Genomic DNA, 21,937 nt, shown 5'->3' on the forward strand with positions numbered 1-21,937 from the left:
GGGTGCGGCGGCCGCCCCAGCCTGAGGAAAACATCATGAGCAAGCCCCTGCAGGGTGAAATCGCACTGGTCACCGGCGCCAGCCGTGGCATTGGTGCCGCCATCGCCGATCTGCTGGCCGCCCAGGGCGCCACCGTCATCGGCACCGCCACCACCGAATCCGGCGCTGCCGCGATCGGTGAGCGCCTGGCCGCCCACGGTGGTCATGGCCGCGCGCTGAATGTCACCGATGCGGCTGCGCTGGACAGCGTGCTGGACGGCATCGCCAAGGAATTCGGCCCGATCTCGATCCTGGTCAACAATGCCGGCATCACCCGCGACAACCTGCTGATGCGCATGAAGGACGAGGACTGGGCGTCGATCATCGACACCAACCTGACCAGCGTGTTCCGTACCAGCAAGGCGGTAATGCGCGGCATGATGAAGGCGCGCAAGGGCCGCATCATCAACATCGCATCGGTGGTGGGCGTGACCGGCAACGCCGGCCAGGCCAACTACGCTGCCGCCAAGGCCGGCATCATCGGCTTCAGCAAGTCGCTGGCCAAGGAAATCGGTTCGCGCGGCGTCACCGTCAATGTTGTCGCACCTGGCTTCATCGACACCGACATGACCAAGGCGTTGCCGGAAGAAGCGCGTACCGCGCTGATCAACGACATCGCCCTCGAACGCCTGGGTTCGCCGGAAGACATCGCCCATGCGGTGGCCTTCCTGGCCAGCCCGGCTGCCGGTTACATCACCGGCGAAACCCTCCATGTGAACGGTGGCATGTACATGCCGTAAGCAAGGGGCGCAGGGATTGCGCCGCAAGTGATTGATCTGCTGAGGTTTTTGCTGCGATGCAAGGCCGCGCCGGTTTCCACTACACTATCCCACGGCCATCGCCTTTGATGGCGACCACTTTTGAACCACAACTCCATCTGGAGCGAGATCCCATGAGCACCATCGAAGAACGCGTCAAGAAAATCGTCGTCGAACAGCTTGGCGTCAAGGAAGAAGAAGTCACCAACAGCGCATCGTTCGTCGATGACCTGGGCGCTGACTCGCTGGACACCGTCGAGCTGGTGATGGCCCTGGAAGAAGAATTCGAGTGCGAGATCCCGGACGAAGAAGCCGAGAAGATCAGCACCGTGCAGGCCGCCATCGACTACATCAAGGCCCACGTCAAGGCCTGATGTCAGACGGCAGTGCGCGCGCGGGTTCACGCTCGCCGCGCACCGCACCCCATGGGGCCGCTGTTGCGGCCCCGTGTGTTTGAGCATCACACCGAAGCAAACCGAGTTGCCCGTTGAAACCATCCGGGCCAGGAGAATCAGCAATGAAGCGTCGCGTCGTCGTAACCGGCCTGGGTATCGTCTCGCCGTTGGGCAATGATCTGGCCAGCAGCTGGGAAGGCATCACCCATGGTCGTTCGGGCATCGGTCCGCTGACCAACGTTTCTGATGCCTATCTGGATCGGTTCACCACCAAGATTGCAGGTGAGGTCAAGGGATTCGACATCACCGCCGACAATGAACTGTTCGGCAAATTCCGGGTCAGCGGCAAGGATGCCAAGAAGATGGACCCGTTCATCCATTACGGCCTCGGTGCCTCGTTCATGGCCCTGCACGACTCGGGCCTGGAGATCACCGACGCCAATGCCGAACGCATCGGCGCCATCGTCGGCGCCGGCATCGGCGGCCTGCTCGGCATCGAAGAGCAGACCATCGAGTTCCACGAGGGCAAGAAGATCTCGCCCTTCTACGTGCCCAAGACCATCATCAACATGCTGCCGGGCCAGCTGAGCATCATCACCGGCCTGAAGGGCCCGTCGTTCTCGGCGGTGTCGGCGTGCGCGACCTCGAACCACTCGATCGGCACCGCGATGCGCATGATCCAGTACGGCGATGCCGACGTGATGGTGGTCGGTGGTGCCGAGCGTGGCTCGTCGCCGACCGCGCTGGGCGGCTTCTGCGCGATGAAGGCCATGAGCACCCGCAACGATGCCCCGGAACAGGCCTCGCGCCCGTGGGACAAGGACCGTGACGGCTTCGTGCTGGGCGACGGCGCCGGCATCCTGATCCTGGAAGAGTACGAGCACGCCAGGGCGCGTGGCGCGAAGATCTACTGCGAGCTGGCCGGTTTCGGCGCCAGCTCCGATGCGTACCACATGACCGCACCGAGCGAGAACGGCGAAGGTGCCGCCCGCTGCATGGCCATGGCCATGAAGGACGCCGGCGTGACCCCGGAGCAGGTCGGCTACCTCAACGCGCACGGCACCTCCACGCCACTGGGCGACCTGGGCGAGACCATGGCGATGAAGACCGCCTTCGGCGACCACGCCTACAAGATGATGGTCAGCTCCACCAAGTCGATGACCGGCCATCTGCTGGGCGCTGCCGGCGGCGTGGAAGCGATCTTCTCGGTGATGGCGCTGCAGGACAACGTCATTCCGCCGACCATCAACCTGCAGCAGCCGGGCGAAGGCTGCGACCTGGACTACGTGCCCAACGAAGCACGCCAGGCCAAGGTGGACGTGGTGATGTCGAATGGTTTTGGCTTCGGCGGCACCAACGGCACGCTGATCTTCAAGCGCGTCTGACCGAGTTGTAGCGTCGAGCCATGCTCGACTCCGCGTTCCATGGAGCCGCCGCAAGGCGGCTTCCGTGCATCTGATACCCCGAACTGGCTGCCATGACCCACGCACCGCTGATTCACCCGTTGCCGCATCCGATCGATCTGCTGGCGCTGCAGCAGCACGACCCGGCGCGCTTCCCGCTGCTGATGGAATCCACCGCCTCGGGCACCGCCCAGGGCCGCTGGAGCCTGCTGCTGGCCGCGCAGGGCGAGGGCCTGCGGCTGGACGCCGATGGCCAGGTGCGCGATCTGCACGACGTGGTGCAGCCCGGCACGTTCCTGCAGGCACTGGACCGTGCCTGGCAGCATGAGCGCCTGTCGCACGACGGCAGCCACAGCCTGCCGTTCCGTGGCGGCTGGGCGCTGATGCTGGATTACGAAGTGGCCAGCCAGATCGAACCGGTTCTGCCGGCGCGTGCGCGCGAGGACGGCCGCCCGACCGCGCTGGCACTGCGCTGCCCGGCTGCGGTGCTGCACGACCATCACAACGATGCCAGCTTCGTCATCGCCGAAGCCGGCGAGCAGGCGCTGCTGGACGCGCTGGTGGCACTGGCTTCGGCCGCGATGCCCGAAGCCGGGCAAGGCTGGCAGCCGCCGCAGTCGGTGGCCGAGGATGCGCCGCAGCGCTTCACCGACGGCGTGCGCCGGGTGATCGACTACCTGCGCGCCGGCGATGTGTTCCAGGTGAACCTGTCGCGGCGCTGGAGCGCCCGGTTCGCCGCGCCGGTCAGCCCGCAGGCGCTGTACGCGCAGTTGCGCCGTGCCAACCCGGCACCGTTCGCCGGCCTGTTCAGCGCGCACGGCCGCCACGTGGTCAGTTCCTCGCCGGAGCGGCTGGTGTCGGTGCATGCCGGCCATGCGCAGACCCGTCCGATTGCCGGCACGCGTCCGCGCTTCGAAGGCGACGATGATGCCGCGCGCATCCAGGAGCTGGTCGGCCACCCCAAGGAGCGCGCCGAGCACGTGATGCTGATCGACCTGGAACGCAACGACCTGGGCCGCATCTGCCTGCCCGGCACCGTGGTGGTCGACGAGCTGATGACCGTGGAGAGCTACGCCCATGTGCACCACATCGTCAGCAACGTCAGTGGCCATCTGCGCCCGGAGGTCACGCCCGGCGAGGTGATCGCCGCCACGTTCCCGGGCGGCACCATCACCGGCTGCCCCAAGGTGCGCTGCATGCAGATCATCAGCGAACTGGAGCAGGTGCCGCGCGGTGCCTATACCGGCGCCTTCGGCTGGCTGAACCGGGATGGCGACCTGGACCTGAACATCCTGATCCGCACCGCCGAAGTGGATGGCCACGAGGTGAGCTTCCGCACCGGCGCCGGCATCGTGGTGGATTCGGACCCGGACAAGGAACTGGACGAGACCCGCGCCAAGGCCCGCGGCCTGCTGCGGGCGCTCGGTCAGCAAGGCTGACGGCCGCCGGTTCGGCTTCGGTGGGTGCCGACCTTGGTCGGCACGGGTGTGTGGCCCCGGTCATGACCCCACACCAGCGGCACGGTATCCTGCACGACGGAATCGAGTTCAGAGGTAGTCCATGGCGGGAGCCAAGCGCGGGTGTCTGTTCGTGGTAACGCTGGTGGTGGTGCTGGCCGCTGTCGTGGCCGGCGCGGGCGCGTGGTTCTTCTACCAGCAGACCCGCTTCGCCGATGCCCCGATCACTCCCACCGCCGAAAGTGTGGTCATCGCCAGCGGCGATGGCATGAACAGCGTGCTGCGCAAGCTGCGCGATGCCGGCGTGGACGAGGGCCAGGACACCCAGTGGCAGTTGCTGGCGCGCCAGCTCGATGCCGCCGGCAAGCTGAAGGTGGGCGAGTACGCGCTCAGCGGCGACCTGACCCCGCGCGAGCTGCTGTTGCGCATGCGTGCCGGCAGGGTGCTGCAGCACCGTGTCACCATCATCGAAGGCTGGAACATCCGCCAGCTGCGTGCCGCGCTCAAGCGCGCCGAGCCACTGCTGCACACCACCGACAATCTTGATGACGCCGCGCTGATGCAGCGCCTCGGCTTCGGTGGACAGCATCCGGAAGGCCGCTTCCTGCCGGAGACCTACGTCTACCAGCGCGGCGACAGTGATCTGGACGTGCTCAAGCGCGCCCACGCCGCGATGGAAAAGGCGCTGGATGAAGCCTGGGAAAGCCGCGCGCCGGACCTGCCGATCAACACGCCCTACGAACTGCTGACGATGGCCTCGATCATCGAGAAGGAAACCGCATTGGCCAGCGAGCGCCCGCAGATTGCCGGCGTGTTCATGCGTCGCCTGAAGATCGGCATGCGCCTGCAGACCGACCCGACCGTGATCTACGGCATCGGTGCCGCGTATGACGGCAACATCCGCCGCCGCGACCTGACCACCGATACGCCCTACAACACCTATACGCGTGCGGGCCTGACCCCGACCCCGATCGCCATGCCCAGCCGCGATGCACTGATGGCCGCCGCGCAACCCGCAGCGGGCGACGCGCTGTATTTCGTCGCCGTGGGCGATGGCAGTGGCGCGCACGTGTTCTCGCCCAGCCTGGACCAGCACAACGCCGCAGTCGCCCGCTACCTGCAGCAGCTGCGCCAGCAACGTACCAAGGAGACCTCGGCGCAATGAGTCCCGCGCTGCTTCGCCACCCGCGTTTCGTCAGCCTGGAAGGCGGCGAGGGCGCAGGCAAGACCACCGCCATCAACGCCATCCGTGACTGCCTGCGCAGCCACGGCCACGAGGTGGTGCTGACCCGCGAGCCGGGCGGCACGCCCCTGGCCGAGCGCATCCGCGGCCTGGTGCTGAAGCCCGATGCCGAGATCGCCGCCGAACCGCTCAGCGCCGAAGCCGAGCTGCTGCTAGTGTTCGCCGCACGCGCGCAGCACGTGCGCCAGGTGATCCAGCCGGCGCTGCAGCGCGGCGCCTATGTGCTGAGCGATCGCTTCACCGATTCCAGCTATGCCTACCAGGGCGGTGGCCGCGGCCTCGATCCGCAGTGGATTGCCGATCTGGAACGACGCGCGGTGGGCCTGCTGCCGGGCCTGACCCTGCTGCTGGACGTGGACGTGGCGGTGGGCCGCGCACGCGCCAATGGCCGCGACCTGTGGCCGGACCGCATCGAGAGCGAGCAGGACGATTTCTTCCAGCGCGTGCGCGAAGTGTTCCGCAGCCGCGCACAGCAGGATCCGCAGCGCTTCGCGCTGGTCGACGCTGGCCAGGTGCAGGAACGCGTGGCGGCCGACGTGGTCGCGCGTGTCGAGCGCTGGCTGCGGGACGGGGAGGGCGTATGAGCACGTTTTCGCCGTGGCAGCAGCGCGCGTTCGATCAGACGGTTGCTGCGCTCGATGCAGACCGGCTCGGTCATGGCCTGCTGATCTGCGGCCCGGCCGGGTTGGGTAAGCGCGAGGTGGCACTGGCGCTGGCCGACTACGTGCTGGCGCGCGGCGATGCCGCGCATGCCACGCGCACGCGCCAGCTGATCGCCGCGGGTACCCACCCGGACCTGCAGCTGGTCAGCTTCGTTCCGAACAAGAGCGGCGACAAGCTGCGCACCGAGATCGTCATCGAGCAGGTGCGTGAGATCACCGACACGCTGGCGCTGACCCCGCAGTACGGCGTGGCACAGGTGGTGATCGTCGACCCGGCCGATGCGATCAACCGCTCGGCCGCCAATGCACTGCTGAAGACCCTGGAAGAGCCGCAGCCCGGCCGTTACCTGTGGCTGATCAGCAGCGACCCGGCGCGGCTGCCGCAGACCATCCGCAGCCGTTGCCAGCGCCTGGAATTCAAGCTGCCGCCGCAGCACGAAGCACTGGCCTGGCTGCAGCAGCAGGGACACAGCGAGGCGTCGGCGCGCGAAGCGCTGGAGGCTGCACGCGGCCATCCCGGCCAGGCCGACAACTGGCTGCGCGAAGATGGCCTGAGCCTGCGCCGCGAGGTTGGCCGCGAGCTGGAACAGCTGGCCGCCGGCAAGACCGGTGCGGTGGAGCTGGCGCAGAAGTGGTGCGGCGACGACAACGCAGCGCTGCGCCTGCGCTTTGCCGCCGACCTGGCGCTGGCCCAGGCCAGCACCGATGCCTTGACCACGCCGGAGCGATTGCACAAGCTTGCAGCCTGGTTCGATGCGGCCAACCGCACCCGCGACCTGCTGCGCACCACGGTGCGCGCAGACCTTGCGGTGGTCGAGTTGCTGCTGGCCTGGAACAAGGTGAACGAGCGGCCTGCCGCAAGGGGAAATCGATGAGTGCCAGCAACGCCCGCCAGGGCATCCTGTCCCTGGCCGTGAAGGACAAAGCCGCGCTGTACAGCGCGTACATGCCGTTCGTGAAGAACGGCGGCATCTTCGTGCCCACGCCCAAGCGCTACTTCCTGGGCGACGAGGTGTTCCTGCTGCTGACCCTGCCCGATTCCAGCGAGCGCCTGCCGGTGGCCGGCAAGGTGATCTGGGTGACCCCGGCCGGCGCGCAGGGCAACCGCACCGCCGGTATCGGCGTGCAGCTGGCCGACGGTGCCGAAGGCGAGGGCGTGCGCCACAAGATCGAGACCCTGCTGGCCGGACTTACCGGCTCGGACAAGCCGACCCACACGATGTGAGGTAGCACCGGGGCCTTTCTGTAGAGCTGAGCCATGCTCGGCTGCGGCCCCCGGAAACACCCGTGAACACGAATGTGAAAAACTGTTGACGGCCTCTGAAAAGCCCCTATAATGAGCGGCTCAGCAACACACCGGGCGGTTAGCTCAGCGGTAGAGCATTGCCTTCACACGGCAAGGGTCACAGGTTCGATCCCTGTACCGCCCACCATGTTGCAGAACGAAAGAAGCCTCCAGCAAAGGGGGCTTTTTTGTTGCCTGCGATTCTGCTGGGCCGACGGGCAGCGGACCCTGTCTCAGCCGTGTTCGTCCAACAGCGCGCGCGCGATCAGTGCCGTTGCATCCAGCAGGTCGTGGCCGCTGCCGGCCTGCACCACCACTGCAAGCAGACCACGGCCCACCTCGGCATTGCCGCTGGTCAGTTCCATCTCGCCTTCAAAGCACAGATCGGCCAACCATTCGTGGACCTGTTGCAGCCCGCGCTTGCGGGCGCGACGGAACTCCGCGAGCAGCTTCGCCTGGCCGGCCTCACGCTCGCCATCGGCAAGCAGGCCGATGGCTCCGCCGTGCGCTGCGCGCCAGAGGGCTGGCAGCGGGCGACCGTTCGCGTCCACCACGTCTGCCGCGAACTCCGCGCAGTACATTTCGTAGCGCTTGCCCGCTGTGCTGCGAGGCACGATGTCGGCCTGGGCGAGCAAGCGTTCGGCTTCATCCAGTTTGCTGAACTTCAAGCGCAGCAGTGCAGGGCGGCTCAGTTGTTGTGCCAGCGCCTGCTGGTTGGCGGCGAACCATACGTTCCAGCCTACGCTTGCGCGGCCCTCCAGGGCGGCCTTGAAATACTCCAGGTGTTCGGCGTCCATTGCGGCCTCCCGCGTTCCCTGCGCGATTGTAGCGGGAGCGCATCCGGGCCGGTCAGGTGTGGCCCTCGGCGAGGCAGTGATGCGCCTCGCGCACCAGTTGCCGTGCCGCCACGATCAGTCCGTCGGTATGGAAGGCGTCCAGTTGCTCCTCCGGGCCGGCCTCGGCACGCGCCCGGTCGGCGGCCTGCAGCAGATCGAGCACTGCGCTGAGCCCGGACATCGAGCGGCGCAGCGAAGCGTGATTGCTGGCGCCGAGGGTGAGGCCGCCACACGGTTGCCCGTCATCGGCGTCGGCGTTGCTGATCGCATTGAGGCAGGCGAAGAAGGCAGGCGACTGCACGGGCAGGTTCTGTTCCTGCAAGGCGCACTCGATCTCGTGCGCGAGCTCTTCAGGCACGTCGGCGGCGATGTTGCCGATCAGGGCGTGCAGGCGGGGACGGTCGGCGGTGCGATTGGTCATGGCGAAACCCTCACTGGCGTAGCGCCACCTTCCGGAGTGAAGGTGGCGGACGGTGCGGGTTGGCGTACCAAGGCAAACGAACTCCCATCGAGAAGAAGGCCTGGCGGATCTGTCGATCCCCACGCACCGGCCGCCATTGAAGGCAATCGGTGCATTCTCTCTGCTGCGGCGTAAATCGCAGCGATGGGTGTTCATTCGTTTATTCGAGACGCCAATCCCGGCCCAGGCAATCTGCCTCGGCGCGGTGATCATGGGATCGCGCAATCACGGTGGTCTGTAAGGAAAGTTCTCAACTCCACGCAGGCACACCAAGCGTTTCCGGTTCTGTGCCCTCCAGCATCCGCCGACTGTGTCGCCCATCACTGATGGCGCATATCGCCGCCCACGCCGACCGTGCACATGACGACTCCAGAGCGGCGCCGCCATGGCAATTCCGTCACCCGGCGCACGCAGGCGGGAATGTGTCATGCATGGAGCCGGAGGGTTCCATCCCTGCGCTGGCCCACCGCCCCGGGCAGGCGTAGTCTCATCCTGTCGCCTTACCCATCCACGCTGGAGTGCCACCATGCCGCTCGCCCGCATCGATCTTCGCAAAGGTAAATCCGCCGACTACCTGCAACGTGTCGGCGAAGCCATCTACCAGACCATGCGCGCGGTGGGCGTGCCGGAGAACGACCGCTTCCAGATCTTCCAGCAGCACGACGCCGGCACGTTGATCTACGACCCCGGCTACCTGGGCGTGGACCGCACCGACGACTTCATCTGCATCCAGATCACCTGGAACGAAGGGCGCACGCTGGAGCAGAAGAAGGCGCTGTATGCCGGCATCGCTGATGGCCTGCACGCGGCGGTGGGCATCCGCCGCGAGGATGTGTTCATCAACCTGGTGGAAGTGAAAAAGGAGAACTGGTCGTTCGGCAACGGGGTAGCGCAGTACGTGAGTTGATGCGGGAAGCGCATCCACGCATGGCGTGGATCTACACCTCGCTGCCGACCTGCTCGCCTTCGGTGGCCGCGGCACTGCGGGCCGCCTTCACTGCGTCGGCGCTGTTGGGTTGTTCGCACTCGATGCTGGTCACGTAGCCGTCGTGGCTGATGTTGTGCTCGGCGCGCTTGACCAGCCACTGCCCATCCACGCCATCGCGGAAGCCCTGCATCACCACCGTGGCTTCGGCCATCAGCGTCTCGCGGCCGGGCAGGGTGTAGCTCAGCGTACGCGTCTGCCGGGCCTGTTCCTGGTGCTTGGCGCGCGCTGCGGCTTCGGCGGCTTCGCGGTCGGCGTAGGCCATGCGCAGGCGCACGATTGGTTCACCGCTGCCCAGCTTCACTTCCTGGCGCTTGGCACCGCGTACATCGCGATAGTAGGCAATGGTGGTGCCGGTCTTCTCGCGTGAGACGATGCTCACTTTGTAGCCACTGCCATCGGCCGGGGTCAGGGTGACGTCGGGAATGCGCTCACCGCTGGCACTGGTGGATTCGCCGCGCTTGACGAACATCAGGCGGCCGCCGCCCGGCTTGGCAATGGCATCGTGCTGCTTGGCCAGGCGCAGCAGCAGGTTCATGTCCGACTCCTGCGACTGCACGGTCAGCGGCAGTGCGATCGACGCCAGCGATCCGCTCACGGCCGCGCTGAGTCCGTGCTCGCCGGCTATGCGCTGGACCATGCCGCCGATCGTCGTGCCCTTCTTCCAGGTGCGCGTCTTCTGCGTCTGCAGATCGTTCTTGCCGCCCTTGCTGGCCTCGAACGGTGCGGCGCGCGCGCGCAGGGTCATGCTGCCCGGGTAGCCGGAAATCTCCACCTCATCGCAGATGTACAAGCCCATGCGCCGCACTTCGCCGTCATAGCCGATGAAGGCTTCCAGCTCCGCGCCTGCCGGCGGCAGCTGGATCGGATCGGACGGATCATGGTCGGCCAGCTGCAGCTCCAGCATGTCCGAGTTGTTGTCGGTCTCGTCGGTGATGCGCAGTGATTTGAAGCGCGACATGATCTTGTCGGTGATGTCCTGGCTGTTGGCCACCACGCGGAATGCCGGTGTGATGTTCAGTCCCACAGTGCGATCCCCTTGCGTTCGCCGGCGGGGCGCTGCACGTCTGGCAGAGTGATCGCGATGCCCGCAGGCAGTACCGCGCCGCGGGCGGCCAGGCCCGGGTTGGCGTCGAGTATCGCGCGCAGAATGGCCGGTGATTGTTCGCCATAGTGCGCATGCGCGATGCGGTCAACGACGTCGCCGTCGCGGGTGTTATACGTTCGTGCCATCGCTGTGCTTCCGCAGGGAGAGGGTGAATTCGTGCCGCTGGATTCCCGCATCGACGGTGAAGCCGGAGGCGGTGGCGTCGATCTTGTCGATGACCCACAGCCCCAGGTTTCCGCCCTTGCCGGTCAGCAGCCGCTGTGGCTTGCCCTGTGCCGCCAGCCTGCGCAGCTGCGAGAGCTCATTGCCGGCGCCCCGGAACGCATAGTGGATGACGCCCGGCAAGGTCATGCTGGCCTTGCCGGGGCCGGTGTACTGCAGGGCGGCCATCTGCCCGATGCGTTCCTGCGCAGCCCAGCCATATTCGTTGCTCTGCTGGATCTCCTGGAACACGGCGGTGTTGAGGCTGAACTTGAAGCCGCCCAGCATCAGCAGCACCGGGGCGTTGCCGGAGTCGTTGCTCTGGAAACTGGACAACAGCTTGTCGATGGATGCGGTTACGAACTCACGCTTCATGCTTAGTTCCTGTCTGCCAGGCCACCACGGGCAGCAACCGCGTTGCGACGCTGCAGTTCGTCGGCAGTGCGACGCGCCACCGATTCGCTGGATTCACCCGGTTGCTGGTGGATGGTGATGTTGTTGGTCTGTTGCTGCTGCACGGTGGTGACGCCGCGCGTAGTGGGCGATGGCATGTCGGGTGCGGTGCGACCGCGAGCGGCCTCGCTGATGCCGCCCCAACGCTTGCGCGCGCCCGGCGCGTCCAACGTGGCGACGTCGCCGACCAGGCCCACGGCGTCATCCAGGCCACCTCGGCCGCCGGCCCGCATGTTCGTGTACCCCACCATGCCGTTGCCGATCGCTTCCGCACCACCGGCAAGCACCTCCTTGCCGAAGTCCAGGCCTTTGCCGACCAGCGCACTGACCTTGCCAATGCCCCCTTCGACGAACCCCATCAGCTTCTCGACGTAGGGCATGAGGAAATCCAGCTTCGGGATGAGCCAGTCGAACAGGGATTCGGCACCGGACTTGATCGCCGTCCACATCTTGCTCATTCCGATTCCGATCCCGCTGGCGACGGTCGTGTACACGTTGCCCATCCAGGCGACGTACTGCACCAGGCCGCTGATGAGCTGGATGTTCATTCTCAGGCCTTCCATCAGAACGGTACCGAGGAAGCTGCCGATCTGGGCAACGCGCGACAGTTCGTTGCCGGTGTACTGTGCAGGTGCAAGCATCTTCGACAGCCAGTCCCAGGCCTGGCCGATCAACCCGCTCATGACTTCCCAGGCGGGGCGCAGCGGTTCAACCGCACGCATCAGTTCACCCATCGCTGCGGTGCCTGCACCGCTCAGGCCCTCCCAGAAGCCGCCCAGGAATGCCTTGATCGGCTCCCAGTACTTGCGCACCAGGATGGCGCCTGCGGTGATTGCCGCGATGGCGATCGTGATCGGACCACCACCGATGGCGGCCACGGCAGTGGCGACGATGCGGAAGCCCGATGCCAGGCGCATGGCCATCGGCCCGAAGCGCCCCATCTGTGCCAGCAGGCTGCCACCACGGAACAGCTGGAAGGCCTTCTGCACGCCCAGGATCGGGCCCTGCAGGAAGGTCCAGGCGTAGCGAGCGCCGAGCACCGCCGTGCGCATGCCCAGCATGCCGACCACGATCTGGGTGGTGTTGGCGATCAGCTTCGGGTTTTCCTGCACGAACGAGGTAACCCCGTTCAACAGCTCGGTCAGCTTGACCGCGGCCTCGCCCACCGCGGGCAGCAGTGCCGCACCGAAGGCCTTGGACAGGTTGTCCACGGCGATCTTGGCACCCTCGATCTTCTGCGGATCGGTCTGCATCGCATCGGCATAGGCCGCATCGGTGGTACCCGCCGATCCATTCAAGGCCTTGTCGCGGACACGGATGTAGGTATCCCAGTTCTCGATCATCGGCTGGACGAAGTTCTTCGCCTGTGCATCGCTGAACAGGGTGCCGATCTTCTTCTGGTCGCCCGCGGTCGCCTGGATGATTCCCTGCATCGCAGCGTCGAAGGGATTGCCGCCGCTGGTCTGTGCATCGCCGATGATCTTGCGCAGATCCAGGTTCAGGCTCTTCTTGGCCTTCTCCTGAATGTCCGGCGAGAGCACCTCGGACATGAAGCTCTTCATGTTGCTGGCGGCCTTGTCGGCGCCGCCGGCCGAGTCCAGCGTGGCCTGCAGGGCCGCGCCGAGGGTGGCGGTCGCCGAGGTGCCCTGCAGCTTCATCGCTTCGAACGACGAACCCAGGGTAGGCAGCACTGCGGCCATGTCCTTCAGGCCCAGGCCGCCCTGCCGGCTGTTGACCACCAGCACATCCAGCGCGCTCTGCATGCGCGAGGGATCGATATCGAACGACTGCTGCAGGGCGGCCGCAGCCTGGGCCACATCATCGATGCTGGCACCGGTGACAGTGGTGGTCCGCCCGACAGCACCGAGGCTGGCCTGGGCCGACTGCGCATCCATGCCGGCGTCGATCATCAGCCTGATCGAGCGCTGCAGCGCGTCGGCGCCCTGGTTGGTTGCACGCGACTGTTCCAGGATGGCCTGCCCCAGTGCGCTGACCTGGGCGCGGCTGAGGTTGGCTGCCACACCGATCTGCTGGTTCTGGCGGGCGAAGCCGGAGGCGTTCTCGACCGGCTTGGCCAGCGCGGTAACGGCCGTGCCAAGCGTGCCGCGTGCTTCGCCAAATGCCGAGCCGAGCTTCCCGCGCTTCTCCAGGTTGGCGTCGCGCTTTGCTTCGATGCTCTCCAGCGCCACCTGCGAGGCACGCAGCGCATCGACCTGGGTACGCATGCGGGCGTACTCCTTGCTGGTCGTACTCATGCGCGCGAGCCTGCGGTCCAGCAGGGTCACCTCGGTGCCGAGGCGCTTGATACCGTCGTTGGCAAAGGAGAAGGCGTCCTTCAGTGACTTGGACACCTCGCCGCCGATCGTGATCGTTGTCGTTTGAACGTTACTGGCCATGTACCGGCAATCCCTGAATCCACCAGATGAACTTAGACACCCGCAGTGTCATGATCTCGCGCAGGCCCCAGCCGGTATGACCGGCCAGGGCGAGCACTCCCTGCCTGATCTGAGGCAGGGTCAGGTGGTAAAAAGCGCGACGCCTGCCTGCAGTCGTGCGTAGTCGCGCAGCGGCATCTTGCGCACGTCTTCCGGCGAGACCTCGCACAGGTTGGCGATCATCCGCACCTCGCGCTGTGCGTCGCTGCCCTTGTCATCCTGGTAGCGCTCCATGTCTTCCACGGTCGGTTCACGCATGCGCAGCACGGCGGTTTCCATGCCATTGACCTGGCGCGGGCGGGTGAGGGTGATCTCGGCGAAGCCATCGCGCTCGATGACGGTGTCGGTGGGGGTCTTGGTCTTGCTGGACATGGATGCGTTCCTGGATGCGATGCGATGCGGTGCGATGGATGCGGGGGCGCGAGGCGCCCCCGGGTTCTTTAGTGCGGCGAGGGTTCAGATGCCCAGTGCGCCGCGGATGCCGGCCAGCACGTCCACGCCACCCTGGCGGGCGATCATGTTGACCACGTCGATCTCCTGCACGACCTGGGCACCATGGGTCAGCTTGTAGTAGCTCAGCGCCAGGTTGACCTTGATCGTGCCCTTCTCGCCGACCTTGGTTTCGCCACGGTCCAGCAGCTTCACCTTGCCGCGCATGTTGTGCACGACCTGGGTCACTTCGCCGTCATCGCCTTCCAGCGCTTCGCGGGCGGTGAAGCCGTATTCCTTGCTTTCGATGACGTGGAACTTGCTCATGATCTCCGCGTCGTCGGAGGCGAACTCGACATCGGCGGTCAGCTTGTCATGGCCGAGCACGATCTCGGTCGGGGCCAGCATGCCGCCGGCCTGGAAGTCCTCGGTCTTCAGCGACAGCTTGGGGGCGGTGAAGGACATCACGCTGCCGGCATAGCCCTTGCCGTCGACGTAGAAGTTGAAGTTTTTGCGGATCTTGCGCGCCATGCTTAGAAGATCTCCGAGACGTAGTTGTTGTTCATGTGCATGCGGAAGGTCAGCTGCTCACCCGGGTAGGTCGGGGTGAAGTCGAAGTCCCAGTAGAAGCGGCCCTGGGCCACGCTGTCCGCTGCGTTCAGGTCGGGGTCGATCCAGCAGTTGCCGCCGAGGATCGCGCCCTGGGTCTTCAGGCCGCGCAGGAAGGCATTGACACCCTCACGCACGTCGTCGACGTAGGTCTTGCTGATGCCGCGGTCGACGGCCCACAGGTGGGCGGCTTCCAGGCTGTCGGCGATGATGTCGGCGGTGCGCACCACGCACAGGAACTGCCACTTCTGGTCGCTGCTGGCGGTACGGTTGCCCCACAGGCGGAAGCCACCTTCGCGGATGATGGTCGCCACGTTCGACTGGTTCAGCAGGTTGGCGCGGCTGGTCGCGTCGGACAGGCCGAAGTCGATCGCGCGTGCGGTACCGACCACGCCGTTGAGCTCCAGGTTGGACGGCGATGCCCACCAGCCGCGTTCGTTGTCGCTGCGGGCAATGGCACCGGCCACGGCACCGGAGGCGTAGCGGGTGACGATGGCATCACCGGACTGCACCAGCAGCGCCGGGTCGACCACGTAGACGCGCTTGGAACCGGTCAGAGCAGTGGTGCTCTTGGCGGCGTCGTCGTTGCTGTTCGGGCCATCCTTGATGATCACCGCGCGCAGCTTGTCGGCAATGCCGAGCAATTCGGCCACGACCGGGTTGGCCAGCAGTTCGGTATCGCGCTTTTCGTGGGTGTGGGTGAAGCCCGGTACCGCCAGGATGCGGGGCTTGATGCCCACCACCGACTTTGCCGCCAGCAGTGCATGCACGCCGGTGTAGGCACCGGTCTGCGCGTTCACGCCGCCCAGCACGTTGGCCAGGGTGTCGTTCTCGGTGGCGCCCTTCTCGACGCGGATGACGACCACAACCGCGTTGGACTGGTCGAAGATGGCGTCGAGCTGGCCCGGGAGGGTGCCCTCATCGACTTCGGTTGCGGCGTTGGCGAGCAGCTTGGCTGCCTGCGAACGCGAGGTCACCAGGACCGGAGTGTTGTAGGGGAAGGCGATCTTGTCGGCGCGGGGCGCGGTGCCCACGATGCCGATGACGCTGGTCGAGGCAACAGCGATCGAGCGGGAACCACCATCGATGTTGACGACCTGCACGCCATGCAGAAATTCGGCCATGCGTTGTTTTTTCCTTGGTTGGGTGGGTGCTGCGGTCGCGATCTGCGCCGCATGGGTACATGTTCGTATCTGGCCGCGGCTGGATTAATTGCAGCGGTGGCCCGAAATCACGGTTGCGGTTGCGGTTGCGGTTGCGCGGCCGGGTCGGGTTCGGGGGCAGTGACCATCACCCAGGCAGCACGGGCTTCATCGAAGGTGACCGGGTAGCTGCGATCTGCAGGCGGTGCCAGATCGGTGACCGATGGCGGCAGCGCGACCCCACGGGAAACGGGAGTCGCGAAGCTGGCATCGTGCTTGTTCCACAGCGGTCGCGAGCTGTAGTCCGGCAGCAGCGTCCATTCGCGGCGGCTGGCATTCCACGCGTTGTATTGCGCGGTGGTGCCATCCAGCTTGAATGGTTCGGACAGGGTCACGTCCTTGGGCAACGGCTCGCCCAGCGCGAGGCGGTTGGGTACCGCCATCGCGGTGCGTGTGTCCCACAGCATGCAGTTGCGGAAATCGGCCACCAGTTCCCAGCGTGAGCCATCCTCGGCCAGGCGCAGTGCCTGGTATTCGCCGGTAGGTTGGCGAGGCGCGACGTCCACGGTGAAGTCGGGCAGGTTCCAGGCGCCGTCCGGCGAAGGCTGCAGGCGGACCTTGCCCATGTAGGCGCGGGTATCGGGATCGTAGGAGTGCGCGAAGCGCGGTTCGGTAGGCAAGTTCATGTCCTCAGTACGCGATGCAATAGATCATCCGCAGGCCAGCCGGCAGGTTGCGGTCGCCACCGGCGTTCTCCACCACGACGGTGTGGGTGTGCGCACCGGCGTCGGCGGCCGACGCGGCGTGGCCGTGGTCACCCACCTGGGCGATGGAAATGGTGTGCGAGTGGCCGCCGGCGCCGTTCATGCCGATGTTGTGGCCGTGGCCGCCTGCGCCGTCGGTGGTGAAGCTGTGGGCGTGGCCACCGGCCGGGCTGGTGTACGGCCAGGGGTTGTCGTAGTCCAGGTTGCCGCGTGAACCGGCGTGGTTGTTGTAGTCGGCGCCCCACGGGTAGGTGGTGCCGGATTCGGCGAACGCGGTGAGATGCTGGTGATCGCCGATCCACGAGGTGCCGCCGGTATGCGCGTGGTGGCCCTGCGAGTCGGTCCATGCACCGTGCGCGTGGTCGCCTACCGCGCTGGCGCTGGCGCCATGGGAATGCGCGCCGCCTGCGCCTACGGAAATGGCGTGGCTGTGGTTGCCCGCTGTCGCCGCACTTGCGCCATGGGTGTGGCGGATCACCTCACCCTGGGTGAAGCTGCCGACCGCTTCCGGGTTCAGTGTGTGCGTGACCACCGTGCCTTCCTGCATTGCCGGCAGGTTGAAGGTGGTTGCGCCATCACCGGCGCCGTAGCGGGTACCGATGGCGGCGAACAGGGCCGGGTAGCTGGCACGCGGAACAGCGGCACCATTGCACAGCAGCATGCCGTTGGGCGCGGTGGCACCGGCGAACAGAATCACCTGTCCGGGCACGTGCACGCTGGATGGCACGCCGGTCATGTTGCGCCAGTCCAGGTAGTGGGTGCCGTGGCGGCCATCGAGCAGGTCGGCATCCAGGCCCTTGTCGGCGCCCTCGTCCTTCAACGCGGCCGATTTCAGCCCCAGGGCGGAGCGGAACGCGGCATCGGTGGCGATCGACAGCAGCGTGCGGACGAACTGGGTGGGGGCGCTGGCGCCAAAGCGCTTGTCGATGAAGGCACGCAGCCCGCGCGGTGTCACCGCACGCTGGGCATCTGCACCCTCTTCGGTCTCGGTCGTCGTGGCCAGTTCGACCACGCCCTGCACCTCGGTGGTGGAGGGCGGATAGATGAATTCGGCATTGCCGAACTCGATCAGCGCGGTATCGACTTCACTGAAGCGGGTATCGGTGGAGAGCAGCAGCATCGAGGCTGCGGTCTTCTCCATGATCGGATCGGTCTGGCCGAAGGTTGCAAACAGCGTACCGTCGCCCAGGTACAGGCCGAAGCCGCGCAGGCTGTAGGCGGTAGCGCTGTCGTCACGGATCGTGACGTGCAGCGTGTCGTCGCCCACGGCCTTGCCGCCGAACGTCGAGACCCGCTTGATCTCGCCGGGCAGGGCGGTCAGCCCTGCCGTCGGCGTGAATGCCGTGGACGTCAGGCCGATCTCGGTGATCAGCACGGCACTGGTGCCGGTGTTGGGTGGATTGACCAGCCTGGCGAAGCCGGCGTCGGTGATTTTCAAGCGCATGCGGGGTTTACTCTCCGATCAGTTGGATGCGGCGGAAGGTGGTGCCATGGGCGCCGGCAAGTGCACCGATACCGGCGCTGGCCTGCATGCCCTGGGTGAACGTGAAGTGCGAGCGCACCGGCTTGGTGCGGCTGATCTCGCCGATCACGTCGTCGACGAACTTGGCGGTGGCGGTCTCGCCGCCCTGGTTGGCGATGGTCATCACCGCTTCGAAGGTGTGCGGTGCACCTCGCGGCTGCATTTCCCACCATTCGCGGATCAGGATCGAACCGCCGAACGCAGCCACCACATCGCGGACGCTGCCCCAGGTGCCTTTGCGGCGCTGGATCGCGATCGCGGCGCGCACGCGGGCACGCTTTACCGTTTCCGGCCAGTAGGCCTTCCATTCGTCGACGGACAAGGCCCAGGCCAGCCAGGGCAGCAACGCGGCCGGGCAGCGGTCCGCATCCCACAGCGCGGTGATGTCCACCGGCAGCGGGCGGGTCACCGCAGCACGGGCCAGCGCCCGTTCCGCGCGGGTGGCGTTGGGCGGCAGCAGGGTGGTTGCCGTCGGCACCCTGATCAGCGCGTCGGCGTCGATGATCGAACCGGGAGCGGGAGGGCGGCTGAGCGTGATCACATTGTTGAGCACGCTGTAATCGATCACGCCCACTGGCTCGGGCATGGTGCGGATGTAGCTGGTCGCCTCGCGGCCTTCCTCCACCTGCACGCCCCAAAGGTGGATGCGGCTGTCCGGCTTCAGGCCGGCGTTCCCGCCCGCCCGCCGATCCAGCACGATGCTCACGCCCCGGGGGGCGTCATCCGCGGTTGCGGCATAGGTGTAGCTGTAGCGCTTCCACTCGGTGCCCACCTGCAGACGGGTCCTGCCTGCGCCGGTGGCGCGCATGCCGAAGTCGATCGCACAGGGTTCGGTTGCACGCAGCCAGATGCTGATGGTGCGCACGGCACCATTGGGAAACGCGCTTCCATCCTCGTCCACCACGCCGGCGAAGTTCTGCTCCGGGCCCCCGATCGCATCGGAGACCGGGAAGGACCAGGCACTGGAGCTGCCATCCGGAGCGGGATGACTGGACGACAGGTTGGCCGGCTTCACGTAGAAGCCTTTCCATCGTGGATGGTCGAAGGATGCCGAGAAACGCTGCAGGTTGCGCCGCATCGTATCCGACAGCTTCAAACGCCCCTGCCAATCGGTGCGGTACACCGCCTGCAGGGTGGCCAGTGCGCCACCTGGATGGCGGAACTGCAGGTTGTGCCCATCGATCGCGCCACGCAGGCGTGCATTGATCAGGCGTGCGGTGGAATCATTCATCGTTGCCGCCATGGGTCAGGGTCACCGCGGTGCAGTAGGTGGCCTGGGTCCGGTCCACCACCACGTCAGCCGCCGGGCTGGAAATCTCCACGCGCTGCACGCCCTCGGCATGCAATGCGGCGAACAGGCCGGAGCGGGTGACATCGCGGCCGAGCCGATGCGACTCGGCGATGTAGCGATCCAGGCGCGAGCGTGCTTCGGCCAGCACCACCTGCGAATCCGGGCCGGCGTAGGTGTAGAGCGTGGCGGTGACCGCGTAGTTGATGATTGCCGCCGTGCGTACCAGCACGTGGTCCGTCAGCGGACGCACGTCGGCCGCACTCAGCTTCGCTTCCACTGCGTCGAGCAGCGCCTGGGTGGCCGTGCCATCGGCTTCACGCGACAGCACCGAGACCACCACTTCACCCGGCGACGGACTGGTCGCGCTGGCGTCGAGCACCCGCGGATCGGCACTCAGCGCGTGGAAGATGTAGGCGCCTTCCGGCCCGGCCACGCTGAAGCCTTCCGGACCCAGCTGGATGCGCCGACGGAAATCTTCATCGCTCTCGTAGCGTGGCGGAATGCCTTCCTGCGGCTTGCCCGGGTCCAGCATCTGGCGGCCGATGCCGAAGATCGCGGCCAGCTGGTCCAGGTCGCTGCCGACCGCGTAGGCCAGCATCACGCCACGCGCCGCATCGTTGACGCGCTGTCGGTCGAGGAGGCGCAGGTAGGTGCAGACCTCCAGGATCTTGAAGGCCGGGTCCGACGGCAGCAGCGCGTCGAAGGTGGGGTCGAGCGCCTGCAGTGCGGTCAACGATTCATCGAACAGCGTCTCGAAATCGAGCACTTCGATGACCGCCGGTGCAGGCAGCTGGGAGAGATTGACACTGGTGAACGAGCCGGATGCCACGGTTAGCGAACCTCGATTCCTTCGATGGTGATGGCCTCGCCGTCCGGCAGGTGGATTCCGGTCACTGCCAGGATCATCACGCCGGGGGCGGGGAGGGAGACGTCGACGTTCTCGACGTGAAGCCGCGGTTCCCATCGCGCGAGTGCGTCGACGGTGGCCGCGATCAGGTCCATGCGCAGCGAGCGGTTGGTCGGCGCATCGATCAGTTCGAACACGCGCGAACCGTATTCACGGCGCAGTACCCGGGAGCCAAGGGGCGTGGTGAGAACGTCACGCACGGACTGGTGCAGATGGGCGAGCCCATCCAGTGATTTGCCGGTGTTGGCGTCGATTCCTCGCATGGCCTCTATCGTCGTGGAGTGCGGGTTTTCAGGGCATTGCACGCGTGGCCGCTCAGGGCTGCGCGGGCGTGGTAGGTGCGGTCGGACCCTGTGCGGTGTGCTTGTGTGCCTTCAGGCCGATGGCGCCAGCCTTGACCTCGCCGGATGTGCTGATGTCCTTGCCGGCACTGATCGCACCGGTGACGTCCAGGTCGCCAGTCGCCTTGACCGATGGCGTATCGAGCACGATCGACTCACTGGCGATCACCTGTGCACTTGCACAGGTGACGATGACCTTGCCGCTGCCGACATCGACGTTGAGCGTTGCGGTTTCCTGGTCGTACTCGACAACGCTGCCGTCGGCGAACTCGGTGCGGTGCCGCAGCCGCGAGTCGGCGGGCGCCGGGAACCGGTCCTGGTACAGGCTGCCGAGAACGAGTGCCTGGCCGGGGTCGCCATAGGGGCACGCCAGCAGCACCTGCTCGCCGGGTTCGGGTGCACACCAGCTGCGCACGCCCGGGCCAGCACGGCGCTCCAGCCAGGGAATCCAGTCGGTCAGCATGCCGTCTGCATCCACGCGCACGCGGCCGCCCGCTTCGTCCAGCTCGCGCACGACGCCGATCATCAGCAGGTTGCCGATCAGGCGCGCGTGTTCGGCACTCATGGTGCTGCTCCTTCAATGGGCTGGTAGCGTGCTTCGTGATCACGACCGATCTCCGGTACGAAGCTGTAGAAGGCCTGGGGAACTGCGCCTCCGGTCTCCTCCCAGGCGTTGCTGCCCAAAGCGACCGGCAGTGACCACTCCACCAGCCAGGTGCGAAGGCCTGGCTGCGCCGCCGCCGTGTCTTCGGGCAGTGCGGCGATCACATCGATCGCGCCGCTGGCCGCGCCGGGGAACCGGCCGAGCTGGTGCAGCCAGCCGGCGAGCGCGACGGCGGCCTTGCGCAGCTGCAGTGCCGCGTCGATAGCGGCGGCAGCGACGACGACGCGTGCCTCGAAGCGCAGCAATGCCTGCATCTGCCCGCTGCCATCGTCCTTGTCCTTGCTGCGATCGCAGCGGGTCATTGCCAGCAGGCAGGCGGGTGTGGCCAGGCCTTCAGCACCGGGTTCGCGATAGAACTCGACGGTTGCGAAGTCCGGGAAGCGGGCGCGGATCGCGGCTTCGATGGCGGGGTGCAGTGCGTCGAGAATGGAAGAGGAGGAGTTGGTCGCCATGTCAGCTCGTGCGTTGAATGGGAGTACGCGCCTGGTTGGGGACGCGCGCTGTCTGCATCCAGTGTTGCCATCACCCGCCGCATGGGACATTGCAGG

Annotated in this window: 25 protein-coding genes and 1 tRNA gene; 10 read left to right on the top strand and 16 right to left on the bottom strand. The window is 66.4% G+C overall.

The window, feature by feature from the left end; translation table 11 throughout:
• Positions 1 to 35 precede the first annotated feature (35 nt).
• From fabG to ARC63_RS10780, 9 genes are all read left to right on the top strand, one after another.
• The gene (fabG, locus tag ARC63_RS10740) at positions 36 to 779 is read left to right on the top strand and encodes a 3-oxoacyl-ACP reductase FabG (RefSeq protein WP_005408312.1); all 744 of its coding nucleotides are present in this window, start codon (positions 36 to 38) and stop codon (positions 777 to 779) included.
• A gap of 152 nt (positions 780 to 931) precedes the next feature.
• Positions 932 to 1,171, top strand: a complete 240-nt coding sequence (acpP, locus tag ARC63_RS10745; RefSeq protein WP_005415509.1) for an acyl carrier protein — start codon at positions 932 to 934, stop codon at positions 1,169 to 1,171.
• A gap of 143 nt (positions 1,172 to 1,314) precedes the next feature.
• Positions 1,315 to 2,577 (top strand): beta-ketoacyl-ACP synthase II, encoded by a 1,263-nt coding sequence (gene fabF / locus ARC63_RS10750; protein WP_057503269.1) that lies wholly within the window; start codon positions 1,315 to 1,317, stop codon positions 2,575 to 2,577.
• Between the two features lie 92 nt (positions 2,578 to 2,669).
• A complete protein-coding gene (locus ARC63_RS10755; RefSeq protein ID WP_010483816.1) occupies positions 2,670 to 4,034 on the top strand; it encodes an aminodeoxychorismate synthase component I in 1,365 nt (454 codons plus the stop codon).
• Positions 4,035 to 4,155: 121 nt separating this feature from the next.
• Entirely contained in the window at positions 4,156 to 5,217 is a 1,062-nt protein-coding gene (gene mltG / locus ARC63_RS10760) for an endolytic transglycosylase MltG (protein ID WP_043398233.1), read from the top strand.
• Positions 5,214 to 5,879: a dTMP kinase gene (gene tmk / locus ARC63_RS10765; RefSeq protein ID WP_019336901.1), complete on the top strand. Its 666-nt coding sequence runs from the start codon at positions 5,214 to 5,216 to the stop codon at positions 5,877 to 5,879. Before mltG ends, tmk begins: the two co-directional genes overlap by 4 nt.
• A complete protein-coding gene (locus ARC63_RS10770) occupies positions 5,876 to 6,832 on the top strand; it encodes a DNA polymerase III subunit delta' (protein ID WP_057503270.1) in 957 nt (318 codons plus the stop codon). Before tmk ends, ARC63_RS10770 begins: the two co-directional genes overlap by 4 nt.
• Positions 6,829 to 7,182 carry a PilZ domain-containing protein gene (locus ARC63_RS10775; RefSeq protein WP_005412452.1) on the top strand — a complete coding sequence of 118 codons (354 nt, stop codon included), beginning with the start codon at positions 6,829 to 6,831 and terminating at the stop codon, positions 7,180 to 7,182. Before ARC63_RS10770 ends, ARC63_RS10775 begins: the two co-directional genes overlap by 4 nt.
• 133 nt (positions 7,183 to 7,315) lie before the next feature.
• Positions 7,316 to 7,390: transfer RNA gene (locus ARC63_RS10780), tRNA-Val, on the top strand.
• A gap of 85 nt (positions 7,391 to 7,475) precedes the next feature.
• On the opposite strand, the gene ARC63_RS10785 is transcribed toward ARC63_RS10780, so the two are convergent.
• Both ARC63_RS10785 and ARC63_RS10790 read right to left on the bottom strand, forming a co-directional pair.
• Positions 7,476 to 8,039, bottom strand: coding sequence for a hypothetical protein (locus ARC63_RS10785; protein WP_049453542.1), 564 nt, complete (start codon positions 8,037 to 8,039; stop codon positions 7,476 to 7,478).
• 52 nt (positions 8,040 to 8,091) lie between these two features.
• The gene (locus tag ARC63_RS10790) at positions 8,092 to 8,499 is read right to left on the bottom strand and encodes a hypothetical protein (RefSeq protein WP_057503271.1); all 408 of its coding nucleotides are present in this window, start codon (positions 8,497 to 8,499) and stop codon (positions 8,092 to 8,094) included.
• Positions 8,500 to 9,064: 565 nt separating this feature from the next.
• Here ARC63_RS10790 and ARC63_RS10795 point away from each other — a divergent pair.
• On the top strand, positions 9,065 to 9,445 hold the full coding sequence (locus tag ARC63_RS10795; RefSeq protein WP_057503272.1) for a tautomerase family protein: 381 nt from the start codon (positions 9,065 to 9,067) through the stop codon (positions 9,443 to 9,445).
• Positions 9,446 to 9,476: 31 nt separating this feature from the next.
• On the opposite strand, the gene ARC63_RS10800 is transcribed toward ARC63_RS10795, so the two are convergent.
• From ARC63_RS10800 to ARC63_RS10865, 14 genes are all read right to left on the bottom strand, one after another.
• On the bottom strand, positions 9,477 to 10,550 hold the full coding sequence (locus tag ARC63_RS10800; RefSeq protein WP_057503273.1) for a phage late control D family protein: 1,074 nt from the start codon (positions 10,548 to 10,550) through the stop codon (positions 9,477 to 9,479).
• Complete coding sequence (locus ARC63_RS10805) at positions 10,541 to 10,756, bottom strand: tail protein X (protein ID WP_010483798.1); 216 nt, start codon at positions 10,754 to 10,756, stop codon at positions 10,541 to 10,543. Before ARC63_RS10805 ends, ARC63_RS10800 begins: the two co-directional genes overlap by 10 nt.
• Entirely contained in the window at positions 10,740 to 11,207 is a 468-nt protein-coding gene (locus tag ARC63_RS10810; RefSeq protein WP_049410185.1) for a phage tail protein, read from the bottom strand. Before ARC63_RS10810 ends, ARC63_RS10805 begins: the two co-directional genes overlap by 17 nt.
• Positions 11,208 to 11,209: 2 nt before the next feature.
• Entirely contained in the window at positions 11,210 to 13,681 is a 2,472-nt protein-coding gene (locus tag ARC63_RS23800; protein WP_057503274.1) for a phage tail tape measure protein, read from the bottom strand.
• Between the two features lie 120 nt (positions 13,682 to 13,801).
• Positions 13,802 to 14,092 (bottom strand): phage tail assembly protein, encoded by a 291-nt coding sequence (locus tag ARC63_RS10820; protein ID WP_019336908.1) that lies wholly within the window; start codon positions 14,090 to 14,092, stop codon positions 13,802 to 13,804.
• An 84-nt stretch (positions 14,093 to 14,176) separates the two neighbouring features.
• A complete protein-coding gene (locus ARC63_RS10825; RefSeq protein WP_010483789.1) occupies positions 14,177 to 14,680 on the bottom strand; it encodes a phage major tail tube protein in 504 nt (167 codons plus the stop codon).
• A gap of 2 nt (positions 14,681 to 14,682) precedes the next feature.
• Positions 14,683 to 15,882, bottom strand: coding sequence for a phage tail sheath C-terminal domain-containing protein (locus ARC63_RS10830; protein WP_010483787.1), 1,200 nt, complete (start codon positions 15,880 to 15,882; stop codon positions 14,683 to 14,685).
• 107 nt (positions 15,883 to 15,989) lie between these two features.
• The gene (locus ARC63_RS10835) at positions 15,990 to 16,586 is read right to left on the bottom strand and encodes a hypothetical protein (protein WP_057503275.1); all 597 of its coding nucleotides are present in this window, start codon (positions 16,584 to 16,586) and stop codon (positions 15,990 to 15,992) included.
• A gap of 4 nt (positions 16,587 to 16,590) precedes the next feature.
• A complete protein-coding gene (locus tag ARC63_RS10840; RefSeq protein WP_057503276.1) occupies positions 16,591 to 18,108 on the bottom strand; it encodes a tail fiber protein in 1,518 nt (505 codons plus the stop codon).
• Positions 18,109 to 18,115: 7 nt separating this feature from the next.
• On the bottom strand, positions 18,116 to 19,417 hold the full coding sequence (locus ARC63_RS23850; RefSeq protein WP_019336910.1) for a phage tail protein I: 1,302 nt from the start codon (positions 19,415 to 19,417) through the stop codon (positions 18,116 to 18,118).
• On the bottom strand, positions 19,410 to 20,306 hold the full coding sequence (locus ARC63_RS10850) for a baseplate assembly protein (protein WP_010483779.1): 897 nt from the start codon (positions 20,304 to 20,306) through the stop codon (positions 19,410 to 19,412). The genes ARC63_RS23850 and ARC63_RS10850 overlap by 8 nt, the downstream gene beginning before the upstream one ends.
• Before the next feature lie 2 nt (positions 20,307 to 20,308).
• Positions 20,309 to 20,647, bottom strand: coding sequence for a GPW/gp25 family protein (locus ARC63_RS10855; RefSeq protein WP_010483777.1), 339 nt, complete (start codon positions 20,645 to 20,647; stop codon positions 20,309 to 20,311).
• Positions 20,648 to 20,699: 52 nt separating this feature from the next.
• Positions 20,700 to 21,290 carry a phage baseplate assembly protein V gene (locus ARC63_RS10860; RefSeq protein ID WP_053442589.1) on the bottom strand — a complete coding sequence of 197 codons (591 nt, stop codon included), beginning with the start codon at positions 21,288 to 21,290 and terminating at the stop codon, positions 20,700 to 20,702.
• Positions 21,287 to 21,841, bottom strand: a complete 555-nt coding sequence (locus ARC63_RS10865; RefSeq protein WP_010483773.1) for a hypothetical protein — start codon at positions 21,839 to 21,841, stop codon at positions 21,287 to 21,289. The genes ARC63_RS10860 and ARC63_RS10865 overlap by 4 nt, the downstream gene beginning before the upstream one ends.
• Positions 21,842 to 21,937: the final 96 nt, after the last annotated feature.

This window comes from Stenotrophomonas geniculata ATCC 19374 = JCM 13324, from assembly GCF_001431625.1.
GTDB classification, from domain to species: domain Bacteria; phylum Pseudomonadota; class Gammaproteobacteria; order Xanthomonadales; family Xanthomonadaceae; genus Stenotrophomonas; species Stenotrophomonas geniculata.

Coding starts and splice junctions, on each gene's coding strand:
- fabG (WP_005408312.1), top strand. CDS start 36: ATGAGCAAGCCCCTGCAGGGTGAAATCGCACTGGTCACCGGCGCCAGC.
- acpP (WP_005415509.1), top strand. CDS start 932: ATGAGCACCATCGAAGAACGCGTCAAGAAAATCGTCGTCGAACAGCTT.
- fabF (WP_057503269.1), top strand. CDS start 1,315: ATGAAGCGTCGCGTCGTCGTAACCGGCCTGGGTATCGTCTCGCCGTTG.
- ARC63_RS10755 (WP_010483816.1), top strand. CDS start 2,670: ATGACCCACGCACCGCTGATTCACCCGTTGCCGCATCCGATCGATCTG.
- mltG (WP_043398233.1), top strand. CDS start 4,156: ATGGCGGGAGCCAAGCGCGGGTGTCTGTTCGTGGTAACGCTGGTGGTG.
- tmk (WP_019336901.1), top strand. CDS start 5,214: ATGAGTCCCGCGCTGCTTCGCCACCCGCGTTTCGTCAGCCTGGAAGGC.
- ARC63_RS10770 (WP_057503270.1), top strand. CDS start 5,876: ATGAGCACGTTTTCGCCGTGGCAGCAGCGCGCGTTCGATCAGACGGTT.
- ARC63_RS10775 (WP_005412452.1), top strand. CDS start 6,829: ATGAGTGCCAGCAACGCCCGCCAGGGCATCCTGTCCCTGGCCGTGAAG.
- ARC63_RS10785 (WP_049453542.1), bottom strand. CDS start 8,039: ATGGACGCCGAACACCTGGAGTATTTCAAGGCCGCCCTGGAGGGCCGC.
- ARC63_RS10790 (WP_057503271.1), bottom strand. CDS start 8,499: ATGACCAATCGCACCGCCGACCGTCCCCGCCTGCACGCCCTGATCGGC.
- ARC63_RS10795 (WP_057503272.1), top strand. CDS start 9,065: ATGCCGCTCGCCCGCATCGATCTTCGCAAAGGTAAATCCGCCGACTAC.
- ARC63_RS10805 (WP_010483798.1), bottom strand. CDS start 10,756: ATGGCACGAACGTATAACACCCGCGACGGCGACGTCGTTGACCGCATC.
- ARC63_RS10810 (WP_049410185.1), bottom strand. CDS start 11,207: ATGAAGCGTGAGTTCGTAACCGCATCCATCGACAAGCTGTTGTCCAGT.
- ARC63_RS23800 (WP_057503274.1), bottom strand. CDS start 13,681: ATGGCCAGTAACGTTCAAACGACAACGATCACGATCGGCGGCGAGGTG.
- ARC63_RS10820 (WP_019336908.1), bottom strand. CDS start 14,092: ATGTCCAGCAAGACCAAGACCCCCACCGACACCGTCATCGAGCGCGAT.
- ARC63_RS10825 (WP_010483789.1), bottom strand. CDS start 14,680: ATGGCGCGCAAGATCCGCAAAAACTTCAACTTCTACGTCGACGGCAAG.
- ARC63_RS10830 (WP_010483787.1), bottom strand. CDS start 15,882: ATGGCCGAATTTCTGCATGGCGTGCAGGTCGTCAACATCGATGGTGGT.
- ARC63_RS10835 (WP_057503275.1), bottom strand. CDS start 16,586: ATGAACTTGCCTACCGAACCGCGCTTCGCGCACTCCTACGATCCCGAT.
- ARC63_RS10840 (WP_057503276.1), bottom strand. CDS start 18,108: ATGCGCTTGAAAATCACCGACGCCGGCTTCGCCAGGCTGGTCAATCCA.
- ARC63_RS23850 (WP_019336910.1), bottom strand. CDS start 19,417: ATGAATGATTCCACCGCACGCCTGATCAATGCACGCCTGCGTGGCGCG.
- ARC63_RS10855 (WP_010483777.1), bottom strand. CDS start 20,647: ATGCGAGGAATCGACGCCAACACCGGCAAATCACTGGATGGGCTCGCC.
- ARC63_RS10860 (WP_053442589.1), bottom strand. CDS start 21,290: ATGAGTGCCGAACACGCGCGCCTGATCGGCAACCTGCTGATGATCGGC.
- ARC63_RS10865 (WP_010483773.1), bottom strand. CDS start 21,841: ATGGCGACCAACTCCTCCTCTTCCATTCTCGACGCACTGCACCCCGCC.